This is a genomic window from Paraburkholderia haematera (genome assembly GCF_905220975.1).
Lineage (GTDB): Bacteria > Pseudomonadota > Gammaproteobacteria > Burkholderiales > Burkholderiaceae > Paraburkholderia > Paraburkholderia haematera.
In genome coordinates, this window is record NZ_CAJNBK010000007.1 from 63422 (window position 1) to 79307 (window position 15886).

The 15886-nt window shown below is 62.1% G+C and carries 10 protein-coding genes; 6 read left to right on the forward strand and 4 right to left on the reverse strand.

What is annotated here, in order from left to right; all coding sequences use genetic code 11:
* The 3 genes from KHO23_RS15065 to KHO23_RS15075 are packed head-to-tail and all read left to right on the forward strand — an operon-like array spanning position 1 to position 3883.
* Positions 1-1464, forward strand: coding sequence for a glucose-6-phosphate isomerase (locus KHO23_RS15065; RefSeq protein ID WP_211612026.1), 1464 nt, complete (start codon positions 1-3; stop codon positions 1462-1464).
* A complete protein-coding gene (locus tag KHO23_RS15070; protein ID WP_211612027.1) occupies positions 1461-2720 on the forward strand; it encodes a glycosyltransferase family 4 protein in 1260 nt (419 codons plus the stop codon). The genes KHO23_RS15065 and KHO23_RS15070 overlap by 4 nt, the downstream gene beginning before the upstream one ends.
* A complete protein-coding gene (locus tag KHO23_RS15075; protein ID WP_211612028.1) occupies positions 2717-3883 on the forward strand; it encodes a glycosyltransferase family 4 protein in 1167 nt (388 codons plus the stop codon). Before KHO23_RS15070 ends, KHO23_RS15075 begins: the two co-directional genes overlap by 4 nt.
* A 26-nt stretch (positions 3884-3909) precedes the next feature.
* Here KHO23_RS15075 and KHO23_RS15080 read toward each other — a convergent pair whose 3' ends face one another.
* The 4 genes from KHO23_RS15080 to KHO23_RS15095 form a co-directional block, all read right to left on the reverse strand.
* Positions 3910-5412 (reverse strand): Fic family protein, encoded by a 1503-nt coding sequence (locus KHO23_RS15080; protein WP_211612029.1) that lies wholly within the window; start codon positions 5410-5412, stop codon positions 3910-3912.
* Between the two features lie 305 nt (positions 5413-5717).
* Positions 5718-6761: a GDP-mannose 4,6-dehydratase gene (gmd, locus tag KHO23_RS15085; protein ID WP_211612030.1), complete on the reverse strand. Its 1044-nt coding sequence runs from the start codon at positions 6759-6761 to the stop codon at positions 5718-5720.
* A 55-nt stretch (positions 6762-6816) separates the two neighbouring features.
* Positions 6817-7548: an SGNH/GDSL hydrolase family protein gene (locus KHO23_RS15090; protein ID WP_211612031.1), complete on the reverse strand. Its 732-nt coding sequence runs from the start codon at positions 7546-7548 to the stop codon at positions 6817-6819.
* Positions 7545-8633 (reverse strand): acyltransferase family protein, encoded by a 1089-nt coding sequence (locus KHO23_RS15095; protein WP_211612032.1) that lies wholly within the window; start codon positions 8631-8633, stop codon positions 7545-7547. The genes KHO23_RS15090 and KHO23_RS15095 overlap by 4 nt, the downstream gene beginning before the upstream one ends.
* A 703-nt stretch (positions 8634-9336) precedes the next feature.
* Between KHO23_RS15095 and KHO23_RS15100 the strand changes: the two genes are divergently transcribed.
* The 3 genes from KHO23_RS15100 (at position 9337) to KHO23_RS15110 (ending at position 15540) form a co-directional block, all read left to right on the forward strand.
* A complete protein-coding gene (locus tag KHO23_RS15100) occupies positions 9337-11538 on the forward strand; it encodes an NHL repeat-containing protein (protein ID WP_211612033.1) in 2202 nt (733 codons plus the stop codon).
* 91 nt (positions 11539-11629) lie between these two features.
* Entirely contained in the window at positions 11630-13096 is a 1467-nt protein-coding gene (locus tag KHO23_RS15105; RefSeq protein WP_211612034.1) for a flippase, read from the forward strand.
* On the forward strand, positions 13093-15540 hold the full coding sequence (locus KHO23_RS15110) for a glycosyltransferase family 4 protein (protein WP_211612035.1): 2448 nt from the start codon (positions 13093-13095) through the stop codon (positions 15538-15540). The genes KHO23_RS15105 and KHO23_RS15110 overlap by 4 nt, the downstream gene beginning before the upstream one ends.
* Positions 15541-15886: the final 346 nt, after the last annotated feature.

A 15886-nucleotide genomic window follows, 5' to 3' on the forward strand; every position in this document is an offset into this window, starting at 1 on the left:
ATGTCGACGATTACGCGAGCCGGCGACGACAACGCGGGGCGGGTGCTGTCCGGCACGCGCAAGGAGTGGTTGCCGGAGGCTTTACTGTGGCTGATCACGGCGATGCTGATCGTCGCGCATCAGGGCACGGTGCTCACGCTCGGATTCCCGGTGCTCGCGATCCTGACGGGCCTGTGGCTCTACTTCAAGAGCCCGGCGCGCTACATCGGCTTCATGTGGTGGTTGTGGTTCCTGAGCCCGGAAGTGCGGCGTCTCGCCGACTGGTCCAAGGGCTCGTTCACGCCGACCAGTCTGATCCAGGTCGCGCCGCTCGCCGTGACAATGATCAGTGCGTTGTCCTTGCTCCGGTACTACAAGCTGCTGTCGCAACGCCGCGGCCTGCCGGTGCTGCTGGTTCTGATGGGGCTCGCCTACGCCTTCATGATCGGCGTGATGTCGAGCGGACCGCTCGCGGCGACCTATGACCTCGCGAACTGGCTCTATCCGATCCTGATCGGCTTTCACATCATGGCGCACACGCGTCAGTACCCGAAGTATCGCGACACCATCGTCAGTACCTTCATCTGGGGCATGCTGGCGATGGGCGGCTACGGTCTGATCCAGTTCTTCATCATGCCGCCGTGGGACGCGCTGTGGATGCTCGGCTCGCAAATGAATTCGCAAGGCGATCCCGTGCCGATGGGCGTGCGCGTGTTCAGCACGATGAACTCGTCGGGACCGTTCGCGTTCGCGATGATGGGCGCGATGGTCTACGTGATGGCGGCGACGCACCGCGTGCGCTGGGTCGCAGCGGCGTTGGGGTTCTTTTCGTTCGCGCTGAGCCTCGTGCGTTCGACGTGGGGCGGCTGGGTGATCGCGCTTCTGATCCAGCTGGTCAAGGCGAACAACAAGGTGCGCGTGCGGATCGTCGCGAGTGCGGTGCTGCTTGCCGGTCTTTGCGTGCCGCTGCTCACGGTCGGCCCGGTCGCCGAGCGGATGCAGGCGCGCCTGAACACACTCGTCAACCTGAGCGACGACCAGAGCTACGCCGCGCGTAACGAGTTCTACGCGACCTTCGCGAAGACGGCGTTTACCGATGTCTCCGGTGAAGGCATGGGCGCGACAGGCACCTCGACCAAGCTCTCGAACGACGGTGGCCAACTCGGCCAGTACGGCAACTTCGACAGCGGCGTGATGAACATCCCGTTCGTGCTCGGCTGGCCCGGCACCTTGCTCTACATGTCCGGCATTGTCTGGCTGGTGATACGCGCGGCGCTCGCGTCGTTCAAGCTGCGCAACGACAAATTCGTTTCCGCCTGCCTGAGCCTCAGTCTCGCGACTTTCGCCATGCTGGTGTTTACCAATTCGCTGGTCGGCACGGGTGGCCTGCTGCTTTTCATGAGTGTTTTTTCGATTCTTTCCGCGGTGCACTACGACAAGATGAACCGCAGACGCACGCCATTTCTCCACGGAGGCACTGATTGAGAGTCGCCATTGTCACGCACGTCGTGCGCCATAACGACGGCCAGGGGCGCGTCAACCACGAGATTGCGCGCGCCGCCCTCGATGAGAACATCGCCGTCACGCTGGTGGCCTCGCACGTTGCGCCGGATTTGCTCGCGCATCCGAACGTACGCTGGGTGCCGATGAAAATCGGCCGCTGGTGGCCCACCAATCTGCTGCGTCAACAGGTGTTCGCGTTCAAGAGCGCGATGTGGCTGCGCGCGCATCGCAGCGAATACGACGTGTTGCACGTGAACGGCTTCATCACGTGGATGCCCGCCGACGTCAACACCTCGCACTTCGTGCATAGCGGCTGGTTCGGCAGCAAGTATTACCCGTTCGGACTCACGAAGGGCGTGTGGTCCGCGTATCAGTCGATCTATACGCGCTGCAACGCGGTGCTCGAACGCTGGGCTTACCGGCGCTCGAAAGTGATCACGGCGGTGTCGCAAAAGGTCGCCGATGAAATCCGCGCGATCGGTTTGACGCCGCATAACCGGGTCGACGTGATTTACAACGGCGTCGATACGCAAGGCTTCGCGGCCGCATCGGGCGACCGCGCGAAATTTGCCTTGCCCGCGAACGCATTTCTGCTGCTGTTCGTGGGCGACCTGCGTACGCCGCGCAAAAACCTCGGCACGGTGCTGGCCGCGCTCAAACATCTGCCCGAACACGTGCAGATCGCGGTGGCCGGTTTTCTGCCGGGCAGCCCGTATCCGGAACAAGCGAAAGCGCTCGGCATTGCGCATCGCGTGCATTTTCTCGGGCTGGTCAAGGAGATGCCGGTGCTGATGCATTCGGTCGACGCGTTCGTGTTTCCGTCGCGCTACGAAGCGATGAGCCTCTCGCTGCTCGAAGCAATGGCCGCAGGCCTGCCGGTGGTCACGGCGCGGACGGCGGGCGGCGCCGAAATCATCACGCCGGAATGCGGCATCGTGCTCGACGATCCGGACGATCCCAAGGCATTGGCGGGTGCCGTCGCGCGTCTCGCTGAAAACGACGACGCGCGCCGCGCGATGGGCGCCGCTGCCAACGAACTGGCGACCGGCTTCGGCTGGGCGCGGATGGCCGCGCAATACATCGCGCTGTACCGGCAATTGGAAGGACAACAGAAGGATCGCAGCAGCCGCGAAACGGAAGCCGCCGCGGTGGCGAGGAACGACGCGCTGACGTTGAACACGCTGGCCGGGCAAGCCATTCACCACCACACTCAGAACGCACAGGGGCAACAATCATGACCACGAGTTCAATCAAATCGCTGCAGATCGGGATGCACTGGTTTCCTGAGCGCGCGGGCGGCCTCGACCGCATGTACTACTCGCTGGTCGGCGCGTTGCCGGGCGCGGGCGTCGCCGTGCGCGGCGTGGTGGCCGGCTCGCCCAAAGTCGCCGCGGACACCGGTGGCGCGATCAACGGTTTCGGCTCCGCCGCGCAATCGCTGCCGCTGCGGCTGATGGCGGCACGCCGCGCGCTGCGCCAGGAGATCGGCACTTCGCGCCCCGACGTGATTTCGTCGCACTTCGCGCTGTACACGTTTCCAGGTCTCGACGTGACGCGCGGCATTCCGCAGGTGTCGCATTTTCAGGGGCCGTGGGCCGACGAGAGTCACGTCGAAGGCGCCGATTCGTTTGGTCAGCGCGCCAAGCGTTATCTGGAGCAATCGGTGTATGCCCGTTCGTCGCGGCTGATCGTGTTGTCGGAGGCGTTCGGCAAGATTCTGACTTCGCGCTATCGCATCTCACCGGAGCGCGTGCGCGTCGTGCCGGGCTGCGTGGATGTCGAGCAGTTCAATCTGCCGATCACGCCCGCCGAGGCGCGCCTGAAGCTGCAGTTGCCGCAAGACCGGCCGATCGTGCTGGCCGTGCGGCGTCTGGTGCGCCGCATGGGTCTCGAAGACCTGATCGATGCGATCAAACTGCTCAAGCGCACTGAACCTGACGTACTGCTGCTGATCGCGGGCAAGGGGCGGCTCGAAGGCGAGTTGCAGGCGCGTATCACCGAGGCGGGTCTCGAGAACAACGTCAAGCTGCTGGGCTTCGTGCCCGATCAGCATCTGGCGGCGTTGTACCGTGCGGCGAATATCAGCGTGGTGCCGACGGTGGCGTTGGAGGGTTTCGGGCTGATTACCGTTGAATCGCTGGCTTCGGGCACACCCGTGCTGGTGACGCCGGTGGGCGGTTTGCCGGAAGCGGTGGCGGGTTTGTCGCCGAATCTGGTGCTGCCGGAGACGGGCGCGAAGGCGATCGCGGCGGGTCTGGCGGGCGCGTTGAATGGCTCGCTAAAGTTGCCGGATGCCGAGGCTTGCCGCCGCTATGCACGTGAAAAGTTCGATAACTCGGTGATCGCGAAGCGCGTGGCTTCGGTGTACAGCGAGGCGATTAAGGCGGGTGGGGTGCATTGAGTGGCCGAGGCCAGGCCGTGCCGCTGTCAGGTGGCACGGCTGCCGTCGGCATTGAGAAGCCGGAACTCGGCAGGAGACTCTTCGAATGCGTGAGCGCTTCTCATGCTGGCTATGAGACTTGCAACGTCGGCGTAGTCGAATTCAGCAGACCAGGTGGCCATTCGCGACAAGGCAGTGATGAGTGGCTCCGGGCGCTCACTTTGCGTAAGGGCTCGCAAACAATCCACGAATTGCGGGTGGAAAAGCGTTGGGATGATGATGCGGCAGCGTTCCCTACGGGACAACTCCGCGTTCATGACCAGTCTGGACAGACGTCCATTGCCGTCCGCGAAGGGATGGACCTCCGCGACGAGGAAGAGGTAGTAGATCGCCCGCGCGATACCTTCAGGAATTGACAGCGCGAGGCGCGATCCTTCGGCAAGGGTTCCGCGAACGTGGGATGGCTGGACAAATTGGGTCGTGCCCGCGTAGTTTGCCTCGAGTTTGAGGTTGCCAGGGTCGACCTCCGGTCTGCGCTCGAGCATGATTCGATGGCGTTCCTGAAGCACGTCGACAAAATCTTCCCCGGCGGGTGGCACCATTGCCCGGGTATCGCTCCGATACGCGAGATTGAACACGCCGAGGATGTCATGCGAATCCTTGGGGCGTTGCGCGACAATCTGGTTACGCAGCACGATGCCTTCGGCTTCTTCCACGGAGAACCGGGTGCCCTCGACGTAGTTGGAAAAATACGATTCGAGAAAGGCGAAATGGATACGGCTGTTGCCTTGATCGGCTATGTCGGCGATATCCGGCAGTACGACCGTGCGTAGCACCGTGGCGAGCGAGTCGAAAAGACGCATACGCTCCATGTCGATGGGGGTGCCCTGGGCGATCGCCAGCCCCGCCTTCGTTTTGAGTACGCCCTTTGAATGCGTGCTCAGCAACGCACCGATCAAACCGTTGAGTACGTCGTAACTGGTTTGCGCGCCGAGCGGTTCGACGAGTTCGCGAGCACGGTCGCGAATCTGGTTGAGTCCCGCCTCCTTGCTCGCGTTAAGGCTGGTAATCAGGCGTTCTTCGATGTCATCGCGCGCTGCCCGGGTCGTGGCTGCAGCTCGACCGAGATTTTCGAGAAGCGCACGTTCTTGCGATGCCCAGTAAAGGTCGAGCGAACCAAGGCGCAGGTCGCGAGGTTGCGGACCGGGGCCTTTCAGCAGCACTAGGGTAAGGCCCGGATAACGAATGCGCCGGTTGAATCGTGTTGGATGAGACAGCACGACTTCATCGGACGGCGTGATGCCGCCCGTCAATGCGCTGCGATGGGAGACAACGGCGCCAGGCACTGCATGTGCGGCGATTTTCTGCCAGTTTCGCTTGATTCGGCCGGCGACTTCCTCGTCGGTGCCAGGCTGGACGTACACGCCAGGAGCGACGCGTTTCAGATGGCCTTCTTTCGCGCGCCGCTGAAGGCCTCGGTCAAACTTCGGATCGCCATTCGCAAACAGGATGTCGTCCGAAAGTCGTTTTTCCGCTAAAGAAAGGGGCATGTCAGCGCCTGAATGTCGCTATCGAGCTTAGATTCTACCTCTTTTGTCGTTTTTCAGCTAAGTTGGCTGTGAAGCGCTGACGAACGGATTTGTCGCTAACGCGCTAAGTTTGCGGTGGTAAATTTGAATTTTGTCGCAATTCAACTAAGTAAGCCGACCGATTGTCGTTTTTCAGCTTAGTTGTGGGCCGAGCACGCCAGGCGAGCCCGACACGAAAGAATCCCTGATTCGTCACCGGCCACGCACGCAAGGGCTTTTCCCCACGCCGGGAAAAAAGCCCGAGCGCCGGGGCCGGACACGATCGCTCAGAACGTCTCGTGATGCTCGTTCCGCCCAAGGTCCGCATGAACCATCATGTGGCATAGCTGTTCGAGCGTGGTTTCCGGCTTCCAGCCGAGTTTCTCGTGTGCCTTGTCGGCGCAACCGATCAGCAGGTCCACTTCCGCTGGGCGGTAGAACTTCGGATTCACGCGCACCAGCGTCTTGCCGGTGGCGACGTCGATGCCGGTCTCGCGCTCTTCCTTGCCCGACCATTCGATCTGATAACCCGCGGCTGCGAACGCCATGCGCACGAAGTCGCGTACCGTCTCGGTGCGGCCGGTGGCGAGCACGAAAGTGTCGGGTTCGTCGGCTTGCAGCATGCGCCACATGCCTTCCACGTATTCGAGCGCGAAGCCCCAGTCGCGTTTGGCGCTCAGGTTGCCGAGTTCGAGGGCGTCCTGTTTACCGAGCTTGATCTTGGCGACGGTGTCCGTGATCTTGCGGGTGACGAACTCGCGGCCACGCAGCGGCGATTCGTGATTGAACAGAATGCCGCTGCTGGCGAACAGGTTGTACGACTCGCGATAGTTGATGGTCGACCAGTGCGCGAACAGCTTGGCGACGCCGTACGGGCTGCGCGGATAGAAGGGCGTGTCCTCGCGTTGCGGTACGGCTTGCACGAGGCCGAACATTTCCGACGTCGACGCCTGGTAAAAGCGGGTCTTCGGATTCAGAATGCGGATGCCTTCGAGCAGATTCAGCGCGCCGATACCGGTCACTTCGGCGGTCGTCACGGGCTGGTCGAACGAGACGCCCACGAAGCTTTGCGCGGCGAGGTTGTACAACTCGTCGGCCTGCGCGCCTTCGAGCAGGCGCAACGTCGAACCGAGGTCGGTCAGATCGTGTTCGACCAGACGCAGATTCGGATGATCGAACACGCCGAGCTCACGAATGCGCCAGAAGTTGACCGAACTTGTGCGCCGGTAGGTGCCGGTCACGTGGTAGCCCTTGTCGAGCAGCAGTTTGGTCAGATAGGCGCCGTCCTGTCCGGATACGCCGGTAATGATCGCTTTGCGTGGTTGGCTCATAGCTTGCCTTCGATATTGGTAAAAGAAAAAAGAAGCGCACTTGAAAAAAGAAGCTTCAGAGCGTGCCGTCCAGCAGCCGCCGCACCAGCGGATCGACGACCTGAAAATCCTGTTCAGCCTTGAGCCGGTACAGGTCCGGCTTCGGATGCGCGCCGTCGGACATCAGCGTCTTCCAGTCAGGCAGATTGCTGATGTACGCGAACTGATCGACGAGCGGCACCTGTTGTTCGGCGGCTACGCGGCGCGTCATTGAAACCATCGCGGCGAGCCGCGCGTTGAGGCGGTTGTCGGGCATCGGGTTCGAGGTCTGCAAAACCGGCACTTTGCCGAGCGCGCGCGCGGTTTTCACGAGCGTCGTTTCGGCCGCGTAAAACTGTTCGGGCGTCTGGTTCTGCATCACTTCGTTGATGCCGTAGTTGATCAACACGATCTGCGCGGACGAAGCGGCGAGCCGTTCCTGCCACGGCAGGCCGGCAGTCGGGCCGGCGCGGCGGTTGCCAGTGCCGTCGCGCAACTGGCTGGCCATCGTGCCGCCCACGCCGTAGTTGGTGACGCGTACCCGGTCGCCGTGCCTTGCCTGCAACTCGTCCTGCAGATATGCCACGGCGTTTTGCCCCTGCGGTCCGCAGTGGCCGCCGCTGCAGGTAATGCCAAGCGTGGTCGAGTCGCCGTAGGCGTCCACCCGCACCTGCGTGGCCGGACTGCCGGCATGCGCATCCAGTGCCAGCGAAACCAGCACGGTCAGAGCGGCGGATACGCTCGCGGTGAGCCACGCGCGGCGCCTCATGCGCGGCTTTGCGGCGGTTGCGACGCGCCCCTCGACACGCTGCTAGCGGGCGCATGGGCTTGGCCAGCCGAGCCGAAGATCAAACGTTTTTCGAACGCGAACCACGTGATGCTGGCGTAGGCGAGGGTGATCACGAGCGCGAGCGCCGCAGTCAGAAAACGGTTCAGATGCAGCGGCCACAGCGTGTACAGCACGCTCAGGTGGATCAGATAGATCGTGTAGCTGATGGTGCCGATATAGACCAGCACGGGGTTGCACAGCAGCCGTTTGACGATACCCTTGCTTTGCAGGGCGATGACCACGACGGACGTGCACAGCACCAGCGAAACGCTATACAGCGCGGCGTTCGACAGCGGCGTATTCGCCGCACGGAACCGCGGGTAATGCAGATGCAGCCACGCAAGCACGGCGAGCGCGGCAAAAAATCCAAGCACGGCGAGGCCTTTGAACGGCTCGAGTGCATTGCGATCGCGTCGTACGGCGACCGCGAGCAGCGCGCCGGCCGCCAGCAGGTCCATGCGGAACGGCGTCAGGTAATAGATCGGCCAGAACGAATCGAACCAGGGCGTGGCGATCGCGCGCAGCACCGGCACCAGAACGATCAACGCGGCCGCTACGTAGCCGAGCACGCGCTCGGGCAGCAACAGAATCACGAACGGCCAGACAATATAAAACTGCTCTTCGACCGCCAGCGACCACAGCACATTCAGGCTGTCATGGCCGCTCTGATTGAGGGCGTCGCCAATGTTGGTCGCGAAGAACGCGTACCACTGCCAGTGCTGCGCCCAGCCGAAGCCAAACAGAATCGACGACACCACCATCAGCAGCAGATAAGGCGGCAGGATGCGCCGCGCCCGGCGCGCGTAGAAATAGCCGAAATACGACTGCTGACGCGCCTTGCGTTCGAGCAGGATGCCGGTAATCAGAAATCCGCTCAAAACAAAAAACAGATCGACGCCCATCCACAGCGGCGCTTTTAGCGCGTGCTGGGCGAATACGGCAAGCACGGCGATGGCGCGCAAGCCGTCGAGCTGCACGATGCGGCGTGAGTGAGAAGGCGCTAAAGGCAGTGCGCTAGCTGTCATGAACCGTCCATGGTGTGAAGCGGATTGAGCCGGGCGAAGGACCGCGCGAGCCTTCCCCGGGCAGGAACAGGGCTTAAGAAAAAAGCAGGGGCGCGCTCGCTTCGCGTCGCAACGGAAGTGCAATCGATTCTAGGGAAAATAAATTGATGAAAAAACGGGAATGAAATAGATAAATGAATCAGATTGAAACAGGGTGTTTCGTTACCCATTCTCAATAGATTTTTATGCTTGCGACTTGATGCTGTCGTAATGCGTAAGAAGTGCCGCCGGCATCAGGCTGCATCGGTAAGGATGGGTGCAGAGGCACGGCTCGGCGCAGGTCTTCACGGATATTTTCATTTAATCGATTTTTAAATCATTTTCTTTCGATTCGCTTAAAGCCTCGAATATTTTTGAATTATTTTCGATTTTCGTTGCGGCGTTTTTTCCGCGTAATGTGAGCCGTGCGGATCGGACAGCCCGGGAGGGCGCGTGCGTCACGCGCTCAGTACTCGCGTTCGACCGGGCTCGCGGTCGAACGAAGGCCTTGCAGCGAGCCGGGTCTCAAAGCCTCGTCTTTTACGTCGTGTCTTGCGTGATCTTGCGTGAATCGGTCTCACGCTCTTACGTCGCTTCTAGCGGTCTCTGCTGTCACTTCATTGGAATTTGCACCCGTGCGGGCCCTGTGCCCGATCGCGGCACGGCCCGGATTGGAGGAATTACTTTGGCCCGTTTCACGTTCAAAAGCTGGATTGCAGTACTCGCTTATGCGGCCGCGATGACGGCCGCATCGGTCAGCTTCACGGCATCCGCGGAAACCGTGTTGAACGCGAAAAATTCCTGGATCGGCAACACCTTCGGTTTTGGCGACGGCACGTGGACGCAGATCAACATCACCGCGATCGCGGTCGCGCCCGACGGCAAGGTCTATACGAACGCGCCGTGGGACGAAAGCGGCGCCGAAGCGAGCGTCTACCAGAACGGCAAGATGCTCGGCTTCGCGGGTGGCACGCACGGTTGGGGCAACGGCGGCGGCAGCGCGATCGCGGTGAATCGCAAGTACGCCTTCGTGGCGATCGCGGTCGGCAACGAAAAGGGACGTCTGGTCGAGCAGGGTGTGTGGCCGGAGAAGGGCAAGCAATGGTTCGGTATTTCGCGTCGGCAGATCGCCGATCCGAAGCTCGCCGCGCCGTTCCAGCCGGCCGCAAAAAGCGCTGACCCGCATGCGCAACTGGCAGCCGGCTTCTTGATGATGAACGAAGTGCCGACCGGCACGAGCGCAGAAATCGGCGGATTAGCAGCGAACGACACCACGCTTTACGCGGCGAACACGGCGCGCGATCGCATCGAGGTGTACGACGCGGAATCGATGCAGCAGAAAACGACGTGGACTGTGCATGAGCCGGGCCGCGTCGCGCTTGCGCCCGACGGCACGCTTTGGGTGTTGAGCGGCACGCGCAATGACAAGGCTGCGCATGTGGAGCACTACACCGCCGCGGGTAAACGCATCGACGAAACGCTCACGCTGCCGGCCGATACAGTCGCGGTCGATATCGCTATCGATGCGCAAGGCCGCGTTCTGATCGCCGACAACGGCCCGCGTCAGCAAGTGCTGTTCTTCAGCAAGAGCAACGGCCGTTACGCGGAGTCGGGCTCGCTCGGCGAACGCGGCGGCATTTTCAGCGGCGTCCCCGGCAAGCCGGGACCGCAACGCTTCAACGGTTTGACCGGCGTGGGCGTGGATGCGCGCGGCAACGTCTATGTGTCGACCAACGGTATCGGTCCGCGCTACGACCCGATCGGCGCGGGCCTCGGCGCCACGCTCGAAAGCTATGCGCCCGACGGCAAACAGAACTGGCAGGTGCAAGGCCTGTTGTTTGTCGACGGCGCATGGATCGATCCGTCACGTCCGGATAGCGTCTATACCGGCAACAAGCGCTTCGAGCTCGATCTCTCGAAACCCGCAGGCCAGGACTGGAAATATGCGGGCTTTCTGTCGAACCGCTTCAAGTATCCCGACGATCCCGTCTTTCACACCGATCAATATCCGGGCTTGCCGATCGCCCGCAAGCTCAAGGGCCACACGTTCCTGTACCTGACCGACATGTACGCGGACCACCTGAAGATCTATCGCTTCGATCCGCAGCGCGACGGCGAAGTGGCGATTCCTTCGGGCTTTATCGCCGGGCGTGAGCGCGCCGTTGCCAAGGTGCCGAATGCGCCGCCGGGTGGCGACTGGATCTGGCGCGACGTGAACGGCGACGGCAAATTCAACACGGACGAATTCACGCTCAACACGAGCGGCACGAAGCTCGCGGGCGGCTGGGGCTGGTGGGTCGATGGCGCCGGCGATATCTGGCGCACCCGCGATAACAAGGGCATTTATCGCTTCCGTTTCGGCGGCCTCGATGCGAAGGGCAACCCCATCTATTCGTATTCGAATCTCACGCAATACCCGGTGCCGCAACCGTTCACCGAACTGCATCGCGCGATTTACGACCCCGACACCGACACGATGTACGTGACCGGCTATACGCCCGATACACCGGTGGATCGCGGTTTCTGGAAAGAGGTGGGCCGCGTGCTGGTGCGCTACGACAAATGGTCGAGCGGCAATCCGGTGCAGCGCTATTCGATCACGCTGCCGTGGACCACGCAGACCAAACCCATCGCCACGATCATCGGCCTCACGGTCGAAGGGCAATACCTCTTCGGCGTCGAGCCGGTCGGCGCGGTGCACGTGTGGGACAAGGACAGCGGCCGCGAGGTCGGCGTGATCCGCCCGGGCCCGGAAGTGGGCCGCGCATCGGGCTGGGTCGACGTGCCTAACGGCATCAGCGCCGCGAAACGCAGCAACGGCGAGTACCTCGTGTTCGTCGAAGAAGACGCGCGCGGGAAAGTGATGATGTATCGCTGGAAGCCGTGACGTGACGTGACGTGGCGTGACGAACGTGACGCGCGCGGTACGACGGCTTCCAAATGAATCGTCAGGCAACTGATTTAACCCAAGGCATCCGATGGACAAAGGCATTCTCAAGAACGTAGCGATCAACTTCTTCGGGCTGGTGCTGCCGACTTTCGTCTCGCTCGTGACCGTGCCGTCGTATATCAGGCTGCTCGGTGTCGAGCGCTACGGCGTGATCAGTCTCGTGTGGACCTTGATCGGCTACTTCGGGATTCTCGATCTCGGCATGAGCATGGCCGCGCAGAACCACATCTCGAAGGCGCGCGCCTCGGGTGACAAGGGCGAAAGCGCACGCGTGTTCTGGAGCGCAACGTGGCTCAATCTCGCGACCGGCATCGTCGGCGGTTTGATCATCTATTTCGGCGCGTTTCTGTACACCGCGTACTTCACCAAGGTGTCGCCGGAGTTGCAGCATGAGGTCTATATGGCGCTGCCGTGGCTTGCGGTGGCGATTCCGATTGCCAACGTCTCATGGGTGTTCGCCGGGGCCATCAACGGCGCGGAACGCTTTGGCGTCTACAACACCAATCAGACCATCGGCACCTTCCTGTTCCAGTTGCTGCCGCTCGGCGCTGCGCTGTGGCTGGGAGCGACCTTGCAGAACGTCCTCGCCGCCGCGGTGTTCGCACGGATTCTGGCCGCGATTCTGCTGGGCCGTTCTGCGCTGAAGGTGCTGGAAATCCGAAGCATTCTTCCACCGCAACTTGGCGTTGCGAAGGGGCTTTTCAACTTCGGCGGCTGGATGCTGATTGCTAGCGTGACCAACATGATCGCGGAATCGCTCGACCGCGTGATGCTCGGCACGAGTCTCGGCGCGCGCTTTGTCACGTACTACACGGTGCCGCAAAACCTTGTGACGCGTTTGAACATCGTGCCGACCGCGCTGGTGCGCACGCTGTTTCCGCGCCTGTCCGCGGTAGGTCGCGCGGATGCGGACACCATCACGCAGCAGTCGCTCGAATTCCTCAATGGTGTGTTCACTCCGGTCGCGCTGGTCGCGATGCTCGTGCTCGAACCGTTTCTGCATCTTTGGGTCGGCAATGAGATTGCGACGGTAGCCGCGCCGGTGGGCCGGATCATGATCGTCGCCGTGTGGCTCGTCGGCCAGGCGAACGTCACGCGGATTCTCATCCAGTCGCAGGTCAACCCGGCCACCGCCGCGCGAGTCGGTTTGTTCGAATTGCCCTTGTTTGCAGGGGCATTGTGGTTCGGCATCACCCATTTCGGTTTGACCGGCGCGGCCGTCGCCGTGGCCGGCCGGGCACTGTTCGATTACGCCGTGCTGCTGCGTCTGTCGGCGATTCGCGCGCGCCAGATTGCGCTCGACATGCTCGCCCACCTCGCTTTTCTGTTGGCCAGCCTCTGGCTTGCCAGCTTCCTGCCGAGTCTCGCATTGGCGATTGTCGCCGGCGTATTGATGGTCGGCGCGAACGTCGCCTGGTCAATCACGATGACACCCGCCTTGCGCGATCTTGCGCGTTCACTGCTGTTGCGACTGAATCCGAGGAAAAGCGCATGAACCACGAAGTCCTTGAAGAAGCCGTGCTGCAATCCACGACGCGCAGCGCACTGGCTGAGCCCACCACCGTTCCCGGCGTTCAGGCGCCGCCGCGCCACACGGCGTGGCGCACTGACAAGTCCGTGCGTGTCGCGATCGTGCACGACTGGCTCGTGACCTACGCGGGCGCCGAGAAGGTGCTTGAGCAGATCGTCGCGTGCTTTCCGGACGCGGACCTGTTCAGCCTCGTCGATTTTCTCGACGACCGCAGCTTCCTGCGCGGCAAGCCGGTCACGACCTCGTTCATCCAGAAACTGCCGCTTGCGCGAACCAAATACCGCACGTATCTGCCGTTGATGCCGCTCGCGATCGAGCAGCTCGACGTCTCGGCCTACGATGTGGTGATCTCGAGCAGCCACGCCGTGGCAAAAGGAATTCTCACCGGCCCCGATCAGGTGCATATCAGCTACGTGCATTCGCCGATCCGCTATGCGTGGGATCTGCAGCACCAGTATCTGCAGCAGTCGAAACTGACCGCCGGTCCGAAGTCCGCGATGGCGCGGCTGATTCTGCACTACATCCGCAACTGGGATATCCGCACGTCGAATTCGGTGGACTGCTTCGTCGCGAACTCCGATTTCATCGCGCGGCGCATCAAGAAGGTTTATCAGCGCGAAGCGCAAGTGATCTTTCCGCCCGTGGACGTCGAAGCGTTTTCGCTCTGCACCGACAAGGAAGATTTCTATCTGACCGCCTCGCGGATGGTCCCGTACAAGAAGATCGATCTGATCGTCGAAGCATTCGCGCGGATGCCGGAGCGCAAGCTGGTGGTGATCGGCGACGGCCCCGACATGCAGAAGATCCGTGCGAAGGCGGGGCCCAATGTCGAAATCATGGGTTACCAGCCGTTCAAGATGCTCAAGGAAAAAATGAGTCGCGCGAAGGCCTTCGTGTTCGCCGCCGAAGAAGACTTTGGGATCTCGGTGGTCGAAGCGCAGGCGTGCGGCACACCGGTGATCGCGTACGGCAAGGGCGGGGCGCTCGAAACGGTGCGCGATCTGTCAGAGCCGCGGCCCACCGGTATGTTCTTCGACGAGCAGAACGCCGAGGCGATCATTGCGGCGGTGGAGCGTTTCGACCATCACGCGAAGCGTTTTTCGCCGGTGGATTGCCGCGCGAACGCCGAGCAATTCTCCGCCGCCCATTTCCGCGAACGTTTCTTCGCCCGCGTGCGGGCTTCGGTGCCGGCATTGCGCTCGGCGACGCTGCCGCCGTATGTCCCTTATGTCGCAGACCCGGGTGCCAACGCGCCTCGCATTCTTGCGGTGGACCAGAGCGGCGTGCTCGGCGGCGCTGAGTTGTCGCTGCTGGAGATCGTCAAAGCCTTGCGCTCGCGAATTGAAGTTGTGCTGTTCGACGACGGCCCGTTCCGTACCGCGCTGGCCAAGGCCGGCGTGAGCGTCAACGTGCTGGACGCCGGCGCCTTGCGTAATGTCCGCAAGCAGGGCGGTTCCCTGCCAAAGGGCCAGGCGCTCAAGGGCCTGATATCGCTCGTGCGGGCCACCGCGAAACGTGCGCGCAATGCGGAGGTGATCTACGCCAACACGCAGCGTGCGATGGTGATCGGCGCGATTGCCGGCAAGCTCGCGAGGCGGCCAGTGGTCTGGCATCTGCGCGACATCGTGAGTCCCGAGCATTTCGGCGGCAAGCAACTGGCGATTATCAAGTGGTGCGCGCGTCTGGGCCTCACTCACGTGATCGCCAATTCGGCGGCATCCGCCCGCGCCTTCACTGAGCTCACGCGTTTCGACGAAAAGCGTATCGACGTGGTGTTCAACGGTATTTCCGCCGCACCGTTCGCCGCGTTGCGCACGGTCTCGCAAGCGACGCTGCGCCGGCGCCTGAACCTGCCGCAAGACGTGTTTCTGGCCGGCTCGTTCAGCCGCCTCGCGCGCTGGAAGGGGCAGCACGTGCTGCTCGAGGCAATGGTGCTCAATCCGCAAATGCATGCGGTGCTGGTGGGAGCGCCGCTGTTCGGCGAGGAAGCGTACGAGATCGAACTGCATGCCTTCGTCCACGCGCACGACCTCGGCGACCGGGTGCATTTTCTCGGTTTCCAGCACGATATTCCGGCCTGCATGTGCGCGGTCGACGCGGTGGTTCATACGTCGATCACGCCGGAGCCGTTCGGTCGCGTGATCGTCGAGGGGATGCTGGCGCAGCGGCCGGTGGTGGCGGCACGTGCGGGCGGCGTGCTGGAGATCATCGACGACTACGAGAACGGCGTGCTGTGCACCCCCGGGGACGCACATGGTCTTGCCGATACGCTCGCTGAATTGCGCTCGAACGACGAACTGCGCAACAGGCTGGTCAGGAACGGGTATCAGACGGCGCTGAGCCGGTTTGGTACTGCAACCTATGTGGAAGGTGTCGAGCGGATTCTGAAGCGCGTGGCGGGGCGTTGAGGGGCTTGCGCGGAGGAGATGAGGTTATTTAACGGGGGGGCAGGCAGGGACTCGGCCGGTCCCTGTTGTTAGCGCGGCGGAGCGAATGTCCTGAGGGACTTCGCTCCGTTTTTTTTGCGTCACGGGCCGCGTGCGCAACGGGGTTGTACAACGCGGCCCCGGCGGCATGTTGCGGTCAAGCGTATTTCAACGCGGCTTTGGGATTCTAGTGCGGGTTGATGAAGGGTGTTTCCGACTCGGGTGCAGGGTCGTCCTACGCAACAAACTGAACCGACTGATTCTTCAATTGTGGTCAGTGCCGTATTGTTCGCAACCAGTTTGTAAAACGTAACTATTGCGAGGAGAT